We start from the raw sequence: 16,189 nt of genomic DNA on the forward strand, positions 1-16,189 counted from the left end.
AAGTAGCATGAGTCCAGGTCACTTGCACCGGTATCATTGAGTCTTTAAACATGAGATGGTGTAGGGTCTTATCTAAAATTTATCTGGACTTAATTTCTGCTAAGACTTAAAAATTCGTAATTAATAAAAACTTAAGGAGGAAGATGAAGTATTTCTTTTTCATCGCAGCGCTTGGCTTACTTATAACTGCCGGCTGTGGAGATAACGCTGATAAAAGCACATCAGACGCTTCTCAAGATAATGAATTGCAAACAAAAGAGCGCCCTGCACACCAAGTAGGCGTGGTAACAATAAAAGAGCAAGCAATCGCTTTAAATCATGAGTTGCCTGGCCGCGTGAAAGCATTTATGACGGCTGATATTCGTCCTCAAGTGAGCGGCATCATTCAATCACGCTTTTTTGAAGAAGGTAGCCTTGTTGAAAAAGGTCAGCAACTCTACCAGATTGATCCGGCAAGATATCAGGCCGATTATCAAAGTGCAAAGGCGAGTTTGCAAAATAGCAAAGCTGAACTTGAGCTTGCCCTTGCATTCCAAAGCCGCTATCAAAGCCTGATAAAAACCAACACAGTAAGCGAGCAAACGTTTGATAGCGCAAAGGCAAATGTGGCAAAAGCCAACGCCGCTGTTGCCCTCTCGCTGGCTGAGGTAAAAAAAGCAAAAATCAACCTTGATTACACAAAAGTACATGCCCCCATTTCAGGCTATATTAGCCCATCGACTGTGACTAAGGGCGCCCTCATTACTGCCCAACAACAAACAGCTTTAGCAACAATCAGACAACTTGACCCAGTTTACGTCGACTTGTCTCAGTCGGCGGCCGATGCAAAGACTTTGCAGCAAAGTTTGATGACCAGTCGCATGACCAAAGGCGAAGATGCAAAATTTGAGGTAACGCTTTTATTTGGCAATAACGATTTTACCTATCCCCACAAGGGTAGCATGTATGCTACTGATTTAGCCGTAGATGAAAACACAGGTACGATTCGGTTGAGGTCTGTCTTTCCAAACCCAAATGGGGCTTTGTTACCTGGCATGTTCGTGCGTGGAACCATTGAGGAAATAGGAATTGAAGAAACAATCATAGTGCCGCAAAAAGCCGTCAGTATAGAGGCCGATGGCTCAAAGACGGTTTGGATTGTTGATGCTAATAATATAGCAAGCAAGCGTGCAGTGGTCACCAGCGGCACTTACAAAAATAATTGGGTAATCAAAAGCGGTCTTAAAATTGGCGATACCATTATTGTAGTGGGGGCAATGATGTTGCAGCCGGGCGCCAAAGTCGCGCCTAAAAAAATCAAATCGAAGGATTCAACTAATATGTCCTCTGGTATGTCCTCTGGAGCAACGAAATCTGATGACAGTGCTACAGGTGACGCTAACAATAACAAAACGAGCTCGAATTAATGATCTCTAAATTTTTTATTAACAGACCCATTTTTGCGTGGGTTATTGCCATCGTTATTATGGGCTTAGGCTCTCTAGCCATTACATCACTGCCGGTTGAACAATACCCAAATATAGCCGCACCTAAGATATCAATATCGGTTACTTATCCAGGCGCATCGGCGCAAACACTCGAAAATACGGTGACACAAGTAATCGAGCAAAATCTGACGGGTATCGATAATTTACGTTATATCCAATCTCAAAGTTCCTCATCTGGACGTGCAAATATCAATCTTACTTTTGAGCCAGGAACTGACGCTGATATCGCGCAGGTACAAACACAAAATAAAGTGTCGCAAGCAGAATCATCGCTTCCTCAAGCCGTCCAGAGACAAGGCGTTGCGGTCAGAAAAGCGGGAAGCAGTTACGCCCTTATCGTTAGTTTTTATTCAACGGATGATTCATATGGACGAAATGAAATCTCTGACTTCTTGGCGTCTAATCTAGAAGAACCACTCAGCCGGATTGATGGCGTAGGACAAATTAGGACATTCGGCCCTGAGCACGCTATGCGTATTTGGCTCAATCCACAATCCATGTACAATCTCAACATTACAACACAAGATGTCATTAATACCGTTCAGGAGCAAAATGTACAGCTAGCTACCGGTCAAATTGGTGGTGCGCCGAGTGTTAAAGGACAGCAACTCAACGCTACAATTACGTCGCAGTCATTACTTGAAACCGTAGCGGAATTCGAAGCAATTTTACTAACGGTTGATCAAGATGGCTCCCAAGCAACCTTAGGTGATGTTGCCCGCGTTGAAATTGGTGCAGAAAGTTACAGTGTCATTGGACGCTACAATCGCCGGCCTGCATCAGGAATTGCGATCGAGTTGACTCCTAATGCCAATGCTTTACAAACCATTCAAGCGGTGAAAGACAGAATTGAAGAATTTAGCGACATCATTCCTGAGCAATTAGAAATCGCCTATCCAGTAGATATTTCACCTTTTGTACAAGCGTCAATTTATGAAGTAATCAAAACGCTGGTGATTGCTGCCTTATTGGTTATTTTAGTCCTTTACGCATTCTTACAAACATCACGTGCGACTTTGATCCCAACTGTGGCAATACCCGTTGTGTTACTCGGCACGTTTGCGTTTCTTTATGTTTTTGGTTACTCCATCAATATTTTAACATTATTTGCGCTGGTATTAGCCATTGGTATGTTGGTTGATGATGCGATAGTGGTTACCGAAAACATTGAAAACAAATTGGAAAATAATCCTGATATGACACCAAAGGCTGCTTCAATTAAAGCCATGAAAGAAATTTCAGGGGCGCTTATTGGCACAACGGTTGTAATATGGGCGGTGTTTATTCCGATTACCTTCTTTGAAGGTTCAACAGGCGTAATTTATCGACAATTTGCGGTGACAATTTCCGTAGCCATGGGCATTTCGCTTTTTATAGCGCTAAGTCTCTCCCCATCCTTGTGCGCCATCGTTTTAAAACAAGGCAAGACAGAAAAGAAAACAGGATTTTTTGGCTTGTTCAATCGGGGCTTTAAAAAGTTGAAGAGAGGACATGAAAACTTACTAGTGAAATTATTGGCAAGTCGAATTTTTTTACCATTAGTTTTCTTAGCCATGATTGCGGCTGCAATTAGTTTATTCGTTAAAATACCCACTTCATTTTTGCCTGATGAAGATCAAGGACGTATGTTCACCCTAGTTAGCGGGCCTGTAAGTTCAACGCTACAACAAACCGTTGAGAAAAATAAGCAAGTCGAGGACTTCTATTTAGACCAGACAAACGGTGCGGTTGAAGGAATATTCACTGCTGCGGGTTTCAGCTTTTCTGGCAACAGTCAAAATGTGGGTATCGGTTTTATTAAAATGAAACCTTGGGCGGAGCGCGAAGAAAGTCAAAGCGTCTTCCAGATCAGTGAACAAGCTGGCAAGGCATTGTCAACTGTGCCAGACGCCATGATCATTCCAATTGTGCCGCCAGCAGTATCAGCGCTAGGAAACTCAAGTGGTTTTGAATTTCAACTAGTCGATAGGGCCGGTTTGGGACAAGTCGCCTTTAATGAGGCAATGCAACAATTCATTGGAGAGGCAAATCAAAGCGATCTGCTAAATAGGGTTCGTTTCAACGGACTGCCGCCTAGTCCACAATATGATATTGATATCGATGCCGGCAAAGCGTTAGCATTAGGTGTGTCAATGGCAACAATTAATCAAACCTTAAGTACCGCTCTTGGTGGTTCTTATATCAACGACTTCATAGAAAACGGCCGCATAAAAAGAGTATACGCGCAAGCGGACGCTGAGTATCGGATGCTGCCAACTGATATAGAACGATGGCACGTGCGCAATGACTCGGGTGCAATGGTGCCTCTGTCAACGTTTGGATCAGGCGAATGGACATATGGCGCATCCAAGCTAACGCGATTTGACGGCAATTCTTCTCTTGAAATTAAAGGTGAGGCCGCACAAGGCATTAGTTCAGGTGAAGCCCTTAACCAGATATCAAAACTCGCTGAAAGCTTGCCAAGTGGAATTGGTTTGCAGTGGACCGGCTTATCCTATGAAGAAAAACAATCGGGTGGTCAGGCATGGATTGTTTACATGATTTCAATCATAGCTGTGTTTCTAGCATTGGCAGCTTTATATGAGAGCTGGACAATTCCCTTGGCAATTATCCTAACGGTCCCACTGGGTATATTTGGTGCTGTTTTGGCCACATGGTGGTCTGGACAAGCAAATGATGTTTACTTTCAAGTGGGCTTATTAATGACCATTGCCTTGGCGGCCAAAAATGCAATTTTGATTATTGAATTTGCAAAAACCAACCTCGAAGAAGGCATGAATCCCTATGATTCAGCGGTGATGGCGGCTAAACAAAGACTTCGCCCTATTTTGATGACATCACTGACATTTATTTTAGGTGTGATGCCTTTGGCATTTGCCGCAGGGCCAGGGTCAGGAGCGCAAAACGCGATATCCATTGGTGTACTAGGGGGTATTACGGCTACAACAATATTGGTTTTATTTTTCGCGCCCTTCTTCTTTATATGGGTCATGCGCCTATTTAAAACTGAAGAGTTAAAAAGTGACCGTCAAAGTTAGGGCAAAAATTCAATTTTATTCAGCGCAAAAAAAGTGTTTAGGTTAGGTGCTTTTTTATGGGTCAAAGTGTATTCAAATATTTTAGTGAACTAGGCTTCAGTGGTCAGTCTAGCGCTATTTTGATGAGCGAAAAATATTAACTTAATCTGCATAAAAATGATGAAGACTACCCTAATGACAATGTGAGCTTCTGTTGATTCACACCAACTGAATTTTACATTCAATCGAAGCAGTAAATTAAATTGTAATTAACTTATGTAATTGCAAAACATTTTTAAAAAATTTGAGGTGAAGCATATGCTTTTTAATCATTCAAACATCACTGAGTCCCCTACGCGTCAAAAAATTCGCGAGTTCTATCGTATTGATGAAAGTGTTGCGGTAGCGCATATTTTACCGTTAGCTGAAGTTAACGATGATGCTGTCAGCAGAGCGTGGGAAAAAGCCCGTAAAATATCGCTGAAAATACGTAGAGACGAATCGGGAAACGGTGCGATAGATGCCTTACTGGCAGAATACACATTATCAAGTGAAGAAGGTGTGGTGTTAATGTGTTTAGCCGAAGCCTTATTACGTGTACCAGATAAGCATACTCAAGATGCCCTAATTAGTGACAAAATATCTAAAGGGCAGTGGGACAGTCATATAGGCAGCAGTGATTCACTGTTCGTTAATGCCTCATCTTGGGGGTTATTAGTGACCGGAACCATGGTTGACTATGCTAATGAACGGGAAAAAGATAGCTTTGGTTTATTGAAGAAGGTTATTGGTCGATTAGGTGAGCCTGTCATTCGTAAGGCAATGAACTACGCCATGCAAATTATGGGTGAGCAGTTTGTTATGGGCGAAACGATTCAAGAAGCAACTGATCATGCTGCCAAGAAAGAGCAGCAAGGCTTCGTATATTCATACGACATGCTAGGTGAAGGTGCGCGAACCATGGTCGACGCTGAAAAGTATTTTAAAGCTTATCAAGTTGCCATAGATACCATAGGCGCAGTTGCTCGTGCGTCAGGTGAGAACGACCCTCGCAAATTGCCTGGTATTTCAGTTAAGCTTTCTGCTATCCATCCGCGTTACGAATTTGCCCAAAAAGAACGGGTAATGGCTGAAGCTGCTCCCAAACTTAAGGCACTTTGTTTGCAAGCCAAAAGCTACAATATTGGTTTAACTGTTGATGCGGAAGAATCTGAGCGATTAGATATATCTCTTGATGTTATTGAGGCGGTATTTAGTGATGATGAGTTAGCAGGTTGGAATGGCTTTTCAATGGCCCTGCAAGCTTATCAAAAACGCGCCACCTTTATAGTTGACTGGTTACGTGAACTAACCATGCGTGTTGACCGAAAAATGATGGTGCGCTTAGTAAAAGGTGCTTATTGGGATACTCAGATTAAAAACAGCCAAAAAGGGGGTTATCCGCATTTTCCGGTATACACTCGCAAGGCTTCTACTGATGTATCTTACATCGCCTGTGCGAAAAAATTATTAGAATATAGAGATACCATCTTTCCACAGTTTGCGACGCATAATGCTTATACTGTCGCTACTATTCTTGAACTGGCGGGCGATGACAAAACAAGTTTTGAATTTCAATGTCTATATGGCATGGGTGGCTCGTTATATGACCAAGTTGTTAGCAATGAAAATGTTCAATGTCGCGTCTACGCACCTGTGGGTCCTCATAAAGATCTACTCGCCTATTTAGTGCGTCGTTTGTTAGAAAATGGCGCTAACTCTTCCTTTGTTAATGCCATTATTGATGAGTCACAACCGGTCGAATCTTTACTTGTCGATCCCATTGAAAAAATTCATCGCTTAAAAGACAAATATAACGGCCAAATAATCAAACCCATCGCGTTATACCATGATGAAAAAGGTGTCGGTCGAGATAATTCCAAGGGCCTAGATTTAACCGATATCAATACAGTAACCCCTTTAAAAAAATCACTGGATAACTGGCTTGTGAATCACTTGTTTTCTGAAAATGATCTGCCAGAAGGGTCAATCGCTATTAGAAATCCAGCAAAGCATAGTGAAATTATTGGTTTTCAACGACATCACAGCAAGGATGAAATGCTTGCGATGGTCGAAACCGCTCAAAACGCATTTGCTTCATGGTCACAAACGCCTGTATCTGAACGCGCGGACTTATTATGCCGTGTTGCTGATGTTCTTGAACAGCATATCGACGAGTTAATTGCCTTATGCATCAAGGAAGCAGGGAAAACGGCACAAGATGGTATTGATGAAGTCAAAGAGGCAGTTGATTTTTGTCGCTACTATGCACAACAAGCGATTGAACTTGCAGAAGATAATCGTTCAGAAGCCCGTGGTGTGGTGTTATGTATCAGCCCTTGGAACTTCCCGTTAGCTATATTTATAGGTCAAGTGACTGCTGCCATTGCTACGGGTAATACTGTGTTAGCTAAACCGGCCCAGCAAACAAGTTTAATTGCATTGCGCGCTATTGAATTAATGACCTCTGTTGGATTACCCCATGGCGTTGTACAAGCCGTTATTGCAAAGGGTAGTGATGTGGGTAGCGTTATTATTCCTAATGCAGGTATACAAGCGGTTATTTTTACCGGTTCTAGTAAAACAGCAACTATAATTTCGCAAACATTGGCTGAGAGAGGCGGCGATCAAGTGCCCTTTATTGCTGAGACGGGTGGTCAAAACTGTATGTTAGTTGACTCTACCGCCCTACCTGAACAAGTCATTGATGATGTTATTTCTTCAGGATTTCAATCTGCAGGTCAACGTTGTTCTGCACTTCGAGTATTATTTTTACAAGAAGATATTGCTGATGATGTTATTACCATGCTTAAAGGCGCATTAGCAGAATTGCATGTGGGTAACCCAGAAAAACTGCGTACTGACGTAGGTCCTGTTATTGATCAAAAAGCGCTAGATTCACTCAATGCTCACAGTGACTATATGAAAACCCATGGTCAACTATTATACCAATGCGATATTGCTGATGAGATAACAAATGAAATAGCAGATAACGAACATTTCTTTTTTGCGCCACGACTTTATGAAATAGAGAATATTAGCGTGCTGAAACAGGAAGTATTTGGTCCTTGTGTTCATATTGTTCGCTTTAAAGGTGATGAAATAGAAAAAGTCATTGATGATATTAACGGCACAGGTTTTGGCTTAACTATGGGTATACATACCCGCATTGAACAGCGAGCGATAAATTTGGCGAAACTATCACGAGCAGGTAACGTGTATATAAATCGCAATATGATTGGCGCTATTGTCGGTGTGCAACCTTTTGGTGGTCGTGGCCTTTCAGGTACAGGGCCAAAAGCAGGTGGCCCATATTATTTAACGCGTTTAGTTAAAGAAATAACAACGCCCGATGCCAAGAAACTGAATTTAATACCACAGCAAGCACAAGACTCAAACAGCGATACCGATGCACAAGCCGTATTATTTATGGACAGAGCGAGTACAGCAGAAAAAATCTGGCGCTTGAGCGAGTTAAATACCCGTATATCTTGTGTTAGCGAAGTATTAGAAAAAATAGCTCATATCGATATCATGGATAATTTAGCAGACGATTTAACCCAGACTTTACAAGCGGCGCGCTCACAATTAATTGATATTGAAAAACACTTGAAGGAGCCAAGCGTTTTACCGGGTCCAACGGGTGAGTCTAATATGCTATATTTAGAAAATCGTGGCAACATCATCTGTTTTGCTGACGAAAATGTTACTTTTCACTTTTGGTTGCTTTCTGTCGTAACGGCCTTGGCAACCGGTAATACCGTGATCTCGGTTGTTTCTGACTTGTTTTATGATCAAGCAATCGCTGTTAGAGATGAACTTATTGCCACAGGCGAAGATGAGAATATTTTTCAAATTGCCCGCTTATGCCATTTAACAACCTTGCTGGCACAGCCTGGATTATCAGGTGTTGTTGTGGATAGTCATTGCGACCGTAAACATTATATCAGTGAAAAATTAGCAGAACGTCAAGGTGCAATTTTACCTGTGATCAGTTCAAAATATTTTGATAATTTAATGCAACGATTATTAACAGAAAAAGCGATCAGTATTAATACCACAGCTACTGGTGGTAATACGTCACTGATGACCTTAGATGAAGAAGATTAGCGATTAATGGGCGGTTCGTTTTGGATACTAACATTCAAAGCGAAGCCCTTGACTGAGCAACCGTCATCTTAAGGTATTATTGACAAACAAAATCAGCAACGCGACGCTGACCTCTGCCCTACTTTTAGCACATATGATAATCGTAGGGCAAAGGATTTTACTATAGCTTTACAAGGACGTTCGAGGCTATAAATCCTAGACAACATTTACCTTAAGCCGCTCTTGTATATAGGTAAAATAAAGTGCTGTAACGCACTCTTTCGCTATATTCCCTAACCTTTCCAAACCTGAAGCTAAAATTTCCATGCTCTATTCCATGCTCTAAGTAACGGCTAAAATTCTGTTGAAAACGTTTCCTCTCTGTCAGATTCCTTTTTCTATGCTGTTTACTTTGGCGCATAATACACTTGATAGAAGGTGGCAATGATCGCTTGCACTGCTGCGCTGGCCAACGAGTAATAGATAGTTTGCGCGTCACGTCTGGTGGCCACTAACTTTTCCCAGCGCAACTGGCTGAGATGTTGTGACAAGCTAGATTGTGGGATCGCTATCTGTTTGTTTGACTCTAAGACCCAGCGCTCCCCGTCATTTAACAAAAAAAATCATCAACCTATGCTGATTCGCCATGGCTTTTAACCATATGGCGGCCTTTCCAGCGTTGGCATACATGTCGTTGATTTCCATTAATAGTGCTTATTTTAACTTGGATGCCACTAACATACCAAGCAGCATGCACAACACAAAGACCCAAATAGCGGGCAAACCGCCGGAAAGATTGGCTAATCCTGGCCCTGGGCAAATGCCGCTTAATCCCCAGCCAATTCCAAATAAAGTTGAGCCAATAAGCAAGGGTTTATCTACCCTTTTTTTTTGCGGCACATGAAAATCGCCTGCTAATAAAGTACTTTGACGAGGCTTGATTAGAAAATGGTAACCGGGTAAGTAGACCGCTATACCACCTAACATGACGAAGGCTAAAGTGGGATCCCAAGCGCCCAATATGTCTAAGAACCCCAGAACTCTGGCTGGGTCGATCATAGTTGAAATGGTTAAACCCGCTCCAAATAGCAGGCCCGCAATCAAGGCAGTTAAATTATGTTTCATAACAGTTATCCAATGACGTGATTGATCACAGCGACAGTAACGATAGCGCTGAGCATAAAGGTTAATGTGGCGACCAACGAGCGTTTAGATAAACGGCCAATACCGCATATCCCATGGCCACTAGTACACCCTGAGCCGTAATGGGTGCCAACGCCAACGATTAATCCGCCGATAGCCAATTGCGGTAAGCCAACTGGCATACTAGTGGGTAAGCCATAACCAAACAGGGCGGTAATTAACGGCGCGATAATTAATCCTACTAAAAACAACCAGCGCCACCAATTCGCGGGCGCCAATGAGGTGATCGCGCCGTGGGTAATCCCAGACACCCCTGCGACACGGCCGTTAAATAACATCAGCAGCAAAGACGCGACACCTATGAGGCCCCCGCCCATCAAGGCCTGTAGATAAATATTTTCCATCAGTTTTATTTCCTTTTCAGCTTGTTACTCTATCGGTTAAGGGGATCTTAATATATCGAACACCATTACTTTCACATTCAGGCAAAGATGCGCCCCACAAATTAACTTGTAAAGACGGATACAACAATTTGGGCGCGCCGAGTGTTGCGTCACGCTTTTTACGTAATGCGACATACTCAGTTTTTTGCCTGTGACTACCCACATATATGTTGGATTCACGACTTTCTTTTACCGTGGTTTGATAGCGCAGTTCACGCCCATCCGGCTGATAGTCGTGACATACCCAAATCTTATAATGATCCGGAAGCCTATGCAGGCGAGCGATGCTATCCCATAAAGTATCTGCATCACCGCCAGGAAAATCACAACGGGCCGTACCTGCATCTGGCATAAACAGGGTATCGCCAACAAATACATTGTCTTCAATCAGATAACTGAGGCTATCACTAGTATGACCTGGGGTACTGATGCCAGACAAAGCAGCTGAACCAAACACCAGTTGTTGCCCCTCTGCTAACAAGCAATCAAAATCAGGCTGTTCGCCAAGCCCACTAGTGGCCCGATTAAAGGTCTTGGAAAAGCGTGATCGAACCTCGGTGATCCCTTGGCCTATTACGGTCTTGGCCCCAGTTTTCGTGCGTAAGTAATTGGCCGCACTGAAATGATCTGCGTGGGCATGAGTATCCAGGATCCACACTAGCTGAAGGTTGTTATCAGCAATATATGCCAACTGCCGATTGGCAAACTCTGCTTTAACCTCCCCTGAGCCGATATCAAAATCCAACACGCTGTCGATGATTACCGCATGTTGCGCCTGACTGTCGACCACCAGGTAACTTAGTGTGCCGGTGTCCTGGTGAAAAAAAACCTTAACCTGAATCGCCACAATTAACTCCTTGATTAAATTACCCTTTATATCATATATTCGTAATATTTGATATAAATCAAGGTATCTACAACTTAATGCTAGTGATGTTGCTGTTAAGCGCCGTGATCATAGGTTTAAGTTTGGGTTTGTTGGGGCGGGTGGCTCAATATTAACGGCGCCAGCACTGACCTTCTTCCTGGGCATGGATGAGCATGAATGAGAATACTGCGGTCACCAGCTCATTAATAATAGTAGGCGGCATTGAACAATGGCGTAATCTGGACCAGCCGCTGTCCACTATCGAAAGTTGATCGCAGCCCAGCCGGTGGCCATTTTACCGGTAGCAGAAATGCCGCTGAAATCCAAGATTAGAACTGTTGATAGGTGAATCCAAACTAACTGACCAGTTTGTTTTGCTTGCCAACCATATATCGCGCGCTATCCAAGCTGTAAAATTACAAAGACAAATGACAAAGACACTCATCGTAATAAATCACAAAACTATTTTTTTGGGCTGCTCGTTATCATGGGTGTCCTGTTAACTACCAACGCCGCATTCATCGCGCGAGCGCAGCGAGTCCGGTGCAATACTTTGTTATAGCCCTACTAAATATCATATTTTTTAATGTCATAAGCACATAATAATCGCCTATAGGGCGTATCAGATTTATTCGGAAATATTCTTAAGAATTCTTCGACTTCTTGCAATGACAAATCTCCGTTATATGTAGACCAAAGAATGGCATTGTACTTATTACTTTCGGTGACACTAGCGTCAGCCATGATCTCCGAAATTGTATTATGTTTGACCTTACAAGGAGCTGTTATCGAATCTATTGCAGATTGCACCTTAGTTCTTTGCCTTTCCTTGAGCACTTCAATATTATTTATACCTGAATAAATATTACTGAACGAAAAAACGGGGAAATATTGAGAGCTTTGGATGGTGTACTTGTTTATTAGAGTAAGAATTTGCGAATTAGACTCATCAATTATTTTGAAGTAATTCCCCATCATTTCTGCAGAGGATTGATATTGATACTGAATTATTTTTGATGAGCCTATGGCGATAATTTTGTCATTATTATCAAGAGAATCAAGATCTTCTGTAATATTAATAACAATATGCATCATTTAGTTTAAGTGCATTGGTTTGATGGTTTGATGGTCATTTGAAAGCCGACTAATTGAGTGGCATATCAGATTAAAAATATAAATTTTATCTAGGATGAAGACAAATATAAGATCTATGTCAGGGAAGTATCTGCCGATATTGATAACTCACCAAAATAGTTAGCAACCAATTAGCAACCAAACGAAAAAAGGCCGATTCATTACGAATCAGCCTTTAAATATCTATTTGTATAAGTTTAGTGGTGCGGTTGGGGGGACTTGAACCCCCACGACCTAAATCACCAGCCCCTCAAGCTGGCGCGTCTACCAATTCCGCCACAACCGCGCAATACTAAACTATACTATCTGTTTTACTAAGTTAACTTGCTAATAATGAGGTTAATTAACAAGTTAACTTTTTGAGGCTACAACCCCTCAGTGTGGCGCGTCTACCAATTACGCCAAATCTGTAAATATCTTAAAACTAGTTTGGTACGTCGCTAGTTTTTTTTACCGCAACGTCACTACCAGGTACGTCAGCGTTTTCAGCTTTAGGCTCAACGCTTTCAGTAGGTATAGCATCTGTCGCTGGAGCTATTTGCCCAGCAGGAGTTTCAATATTATTCCACTCGTCAGTTGCATTAACACGGTTAGCGGTTAAGTTACCTAAAACTAAGCTGATGGCAAAAAATGCTATCGCTAAGTAAGTTGTCGCTTTTGTTAAGAAGTTACCAGAACCGCTTGAACCAAAAATAGTGGCTGATGAGCCAGCGCCAAATGATGCGCCCATATCTGCGCCCTTACCTTGTTGCATCAGCACTAAGCCAATTAAACACAACGCAACGATCAAATACACTACAATTAACACTTGATACAACATTTTATTTTCCCTTTGCTGCCGAGCAAATTATTTTAAATTCCTCGGCTTTTAAACTAGCACCGCCGATTAATCCACCATCGATATCAGCTTGTGCAAATAATTCTTCACAGTTTGTCGCATTGACACTGCCACCATACAACAATGGCACTTTAACTGCGACGTTTTCATCAATTTTCGCGATAAATTCGCGTATAAACTGATGGGTTGTTTGCGCCATTTCTGGCGATGCTGTTTTTCCAGTACCTATTGCCCAAACAGGCTCGTACGCAATAACAACATCTACAAATTTCTCAATACCAATTTCATCAATAACCGGCTGTAATTGCGCGGCTAAAACGAGTTCGGTTTGTTCAGCTACACGTTCTTCTTCACTTTCACCTACACACAAAATAGGTTTAAGGCCAGCAGCTAATGCCGCCTGAACTTTTTCTGCAACCAATGAACTTGATTCTTTATAAATACTACGACGTTCAGAATGTCCAACAATAACGTAGTTAACACCCACTTCTTGTAACATTGATGTTGATACTTCACCTGTAAAAGCGCCTTTAGCATGTTCACTTAGGTTTTGCGCACCTAAACTAAACGTGCTTGCTAAGTTCGCCTTCGAACTTGCCAAACTAAATGCCGCTAAATATGGAAAGCTAGGACAAACGACAACTTCAACATTTTCATTTAACGTAACCTTACTTAACTCTGAAGCCATTGAGTTGACTAATGCCAAACTGCCATTCATTTTCCAGTTTGCTGCAACTATTGCACGTCTATTCATTTTTCATTCCTAAATCAAAGCGGCGAGATATTAACTAACCTGCCGGCAAGATACAAGTAATTCAAGCAATATCATGTTTAATTGCTCATTATTCACTCGACCGTTAAAATCAACTAACATTCTTGACTAAAAAGCTTGTTTTACAGCCTCGGCAATTTCATGTGCTAAGTCAGTAACTTCATGATGTTCAGGACCTTCAACCATCACACGAATTAAGGGTTCAGTACCTGATTTTCTTAATAGCACACGACCACGACCCGTTAATATTTCATTAACTTTATTCACCGCGGCAACAACATCACGATCAATTAAAGGATCGCTGTTACCTGAAAACCTTACATTGACTAAAATTTGTGGTAATTTTTTCATGCCTTGGCGTAATTCAAATAACGTTTTACCGGTATTACACACAGCCGTTAATACATTCAATGCAGCAATAATACCATCACCTGTTGAGGTATGATTTAGGTTAATGACATGTCCTGAGTTTTCTGCGCCTAATTTCCAACCTTTTTGCTTTAGCATTTCCATGACATAGCGGTCACCCACCTTACTGCGGGCGAATGGCACATCCAAATCAGCAAGTGCAAGCTCTAAGCCCATATTGCTCATCAAAGTACCAACAACACCACCGTCAATTTTGCCATTTTTTAAGTCGTTACAAGCGATAACATAAACACTTTCATCACCGTCCATCACGTAACCTGTGTGATCAACCATCATTAAGCGATCACCATCACCATCGAGTGCAATGCCTAAATCAGCTTGGTGCTCAATAACCGCAGCACTGATAGCTGCCATCGATGTTGCTCCACATTCATGATTAATATTGGTGCCATTAGGTGAGGTACCTATTTCAATCACTTCGGCGCCTAGCTCCCGAAAAACACTAGGGGCAATGTGGTATGTGGCGCCATGTGCGCAATCGACAACAATCTTCATACCTTTTAATGAGTAGTGACTTGGAAAGTTACTCTTACAAAATTCGATATAGCGACCTGCTGCATCAGCAATACGGGTAACTTTGCCTAAATGCGCTGATTCAACACAACCCATGTCTTTATCTAATTCAGCTTCAATGGCTAATTCAACATCATCAGGTAGCTTTTGTCCGTTTTGACAAAAAAACTTAATACCATTATCGTAATATGGATTATGTGAAGCACTAATCACAATACCGGCTTCAGCACGAAAAGTTTTTGTTAAATAGGCAATAGCGGGTGTTGGCATTGGCCCTAATAAACCTACATCGATACCTGCGGCAGAAAGGCCCGCTTCTAATGCAGATTCCAGCATGTAGCCTGAAATACGAGTATCTTTGCCAATTAAGACCTTTTTAGTGCCTTGTGCAGCCAAAACACGACCTGCGGCATAGCCTAATTTCATCACAAATTTGGGGGTAATTGGGTATTGACCGACTAAGCCACGAATTCCATCGGTACCAAAATATCTTCTTTCTGACATTACTTTCTCCCTTGTGCTAATCGCTTTAGCATTAGCCTTTTTAATACATCAGTGTTTAACGTAACCGTTTATTGCTGATCAGTTACCGCTTTTAATACTTTTAATGCGTCCACAGTTTCTTGAACATCGTGAACACGAATAATATGAGCTCCTTGCTGAGCTGCAATAATTGCAGTAGCTAAACTGCCCGCAAGACGTTGTTCAACCTCTCGGTTTAACAAATTTCCAATCATAGACTTGCGCGACAAGCCGGCAAGTAAAGGTAAACCTAATTGATTAAATTTAGACAAATTGGCCAGTAAATAAAAGTTTTGCTCTAGGGTTTTCCCAAAGCCAAAACCTGGGTCTAATATGAGCCGCTCTCGGGCGATGCCCGCGTTTAGGCAAGTATCAATACGTTGTTGAAAAAACACTATAATATCATTAATAACATGGTCATAGCTTGGGCTATTTTGCATGTTTTTAGGTATGCCTTGCATATGCATTAAACAAACCGGAATATTACTGTTTGCAATAGCGGCTAAACAGCCATCGTTTTGTAATGCACGCACGTCATTGATCATATCAGCACCTGCATCTATCGCAGCACTCATCACCGAGGCTTTACTGGTATCAATAGAGACTAGAATATTAAATCGTTGTTTAATTGCCTTTAATACCGGAATAACCCGTGCTAATTCATCATGTTCGCTAACTGCTTCAGCGCCAGGGCGTGTTGACTCGCCGCCAATATCAATAATGGTGGCGCCATCAGCAATCATCTGCTGAGCTTGCTCAAGCGCATAATCAAATTGAGCATATTTGCCACCATCTGAAAATGAATCTGGCGTAACATTAAGAATACCCATTACCTGTGGTGTTGATAAATCTACTAATGAATTTGAAAAATTAAGACGATTTAACACCGCATTCT

12 protein-coding genes and 1 tRNA gene are annotated in these 16,189 nt (G+C 41.9%); 3 read left to right on the plus strand and 10 right to left on the minus strand.

Annotated features, from left to right (window positions below):
* The first annotated feature begins 143 nt into the window (after positions 1-143).
* The 3 genes from H4J59_RS04945 to putA all read left to right on the plus strand — a co-directional run bounded on the left by H4J59_RS04945 (position 144) and on the right by putA (position 8,653).
* Positions 144-1,406: an efflux RND transporter periplasmic adaptor subunit gene (locus H4J59_RS04945; RefSeq protein ID WP_182237306.1), complete on the plus strand. Its 1,263-nt coding sequence runs from the start codon at positions 144-146 to the stop codon at positions 1,404-1,406.
* Entirely contained in the window at positions 1,406-4,525 is a 3,120-nt protein-coding gene (locus tag H4J59_RS04950) for an efflux RND transporter permease subunit (RefSeq protein WP_220469721.1), read from the plus strand. The genes H4J59_RS04945 and H4J59_RS04950 overlap by 1 nt, the downstream gene beginning before the upstream one ends.
* 297 nt (positions 4,526-4,822) lie before the next feature.
* Positions 4,823-8,653, plus strand: a complete 3,831-nt coding sequence (gene putA, locus H4J59_RS04955; RefSeq protein ID WP_182237308.1) for a bifunctional proline dehydrogenase/L-glutamate gamma-semialdehyde dehydrogenase PutA — start codon at positions 4,823-4,825, stop codon at positions 8,651-8,653.
* Between the two features lie 386 nt (positions 8,654-9,039).
* Here putA and H4J59_RS04960 read toward each other — a convergent pair whose 3' ends face one another.
* The 10 genes from H4J59_RS04960 to folP form a co-directional block, all read right to left on the minus strand.
* Entirely contained in the window at positions 9,040-9,249 is a 210-nt protein-coding gene (locus tag H4J59_RS04960) for a hypothetical protein (protein WP_310733160.1), read from the minus strand.
* A gap of 97 nt (positions 9,250-9,346) precedes the next feature.
* On the minus strand, positions 9,347-9,757 hold the full coding sequence (locus tag H4J59_RS04965; protein WP_182237310.1) for a YeeE/YedE family protein: 411 nt from the start codon (positions 9,755-9,757) through the stop codon (positions 9,347-9,349).
* Between the two features lie 5 nt (positions 9,758-9,762).
* Complete coding sequence (locus H4J59_RS04970; RefSeq protein ID WP_182237312.1) at positions 9,763-10,179, minus strand: YeeE/YedE family protein; 417 nt, start codon at positions 10,177-10,179, stop codon at positions 9,763-9,765.
* A gap of 16 nt (positions 10,180-10,195) precedes the next feature.
* Positions 10,196-11,065: an MBL fold metallo-hydrolase gene (locus tag H4J59_RS04975; protein WP_182237314.1), complete on the minus strand. Its 870-nt coding sequence runs from the start codon at positions 11,063-11,065 to the stop codon at positions 10,196-10,198.
* A gap of 588 nt (positions 11,066-11,653) precedes the next feature.
* The gene (locus tag H4J59_RS04985; protein ID WP_182237316.1) at positions 11,654-12,181 is read right to left on the minus strand and encodes a hypothetical protein; all 528 of its coding nucleotides are present in this window, start codon (positions 12,179-12,181) and stop codon (positions 11,654-11,656) included.
* Positions 12,182-12,421: 240 nt separating this feature from the next.
* Positions 12,422-12,506 (minus strand) — tRNA-Leu (locus H4J59_RS04990).
* A gap of 138 nt (positions 12,507-12,644) precedes the next feature.
* A complete protein-coding gene (gene secG / locus H4J59_RS04995; protein ID WP_259369390.1) occupies positions 12,645-13,040 on the minus strand; it encodes a preprotein translocase subunit SecG in 396 nt (131 codons plus the stop codon).
* A gap of 1 nt (position 13,041) precedes the next feature.
* Positions 13,042-13,812 (minus strand): triose-phosphate isomerase, encoded by a 771-nt coding sequence (tpiA, locus tag H4J59_RS05000; RefSeq protein ID WP_182237318.1) that lies wholly within the window; start codon positions 13,810-13,812, stop codon positions 13,042-13,044.
* 126 nt (positions 13,813-13,938) lie between these two features.
* Positions 13,939-15,276 carry a phosphoglucosamine mutase gene (glmM, locus tag H4J59_RS05005; RefSeq protein ID WP_182237320.1) on the minus strand — a complete coding sequence of 446 codons (1,338 nt, stop codon included), beginning with the start codon at positions 15,274-15,276 and terminating at the stop codon, positions 13,939-13,941.
* A gap of 68 nt (positions 15,277-15,344) precedes the next feature.
* Positions 15,345-16,124 carry a dihydropteroate synthase gene (folP, locus tag H4J59_RS05010; RefSeq protein WP_182237576.1) on the minus strand — a complete coding sequence of 260 codons (780 nt, stop codon included), beginning with the start codon at positions 16,122-16,124 and terminating at the stop codon, positions 15,345-15,347.
* Positions 16,125-16,189: the final 65 nt, after the last annotated feature.

Origin of the sequence: Colwellia sp. MB02u-10 (assembly GCF_014077185.1) — a bacterium.
GTDB lineage: Bacteria > Pseudomonadota > Gammaproteobacteria > Enterobacterales > Alteromonadaceae > Cognaticolwellia.

Bases quoted from the DNA above. Each gene is read 5' to 3' on its own strand.
- H4J59_RS04945 (WP_182237306.1), top strand. From the start codon at position 144: ATGAAGTATTTCTTTTTCATCGCAGCGCTTGGCTTACTTATAACTGCC.
- H4J59_RS04950 (WP_220469721.1), top strand. From the start codon at position 1,406: ATGATCTCTAAATTTTTTATTAACAGACCCATTTTTGCGTGGGTTATT.
- putA (WP_182237308.1), top strand. From the start codon at position 4,823: ATGCTTTTTAATCATTCAAACATCACTGAGTCCCCTACGCGTCAAAAA.
- H4J59_RS04965 (WP_182237310.1), bottom strand. From the start codon at position 9,757: ATGAAACATAATTTAACTGCCTTGATTGCGGGCCTGCTATTTGGAGCG.
- H4J59_RS04970 (WP_182237312.1), bottom strand. From the start codon at position 10,179: ATGGAAAATATTTATCTACAGGCCTTGATGGGCGGGGGCCTCATAGGT.
- H4J59_RS04985 (WP_182237316.1), bottom strand. From the start codon at position 12,181: ATGATGCATATTGTTATTAATATTACAGAAGATCTTGATTCTCTTGAT.
- secG (WP_259369390.1), bottom strand. From the start codon at position 13,040: ATGTTGTATCAAGTGTTAATTGTAGTGTATTTGATCGTTGCGTTGTGT.
- tpiA (WP_182237318.1), bottom strand. From the start codon at position 13,812: ATGAATAGACGTGCAATAGTTGCAGCAAACTGGAAAATGAATGGCAGT.
- glmM (WP_182237320.1), bottom strand. From the start codon at position 15,276: ATGTCAGAAAGAAGATATTTTGGTACCGATGGAATTCGTGGCTTAGTC.
- folP (WP_182237576.1), bottom strand. From the start codon at position 16,124: ATGGGTATTCTTAATGTTACGCCAGATTCATTTTCAGATGGTGGCAAA.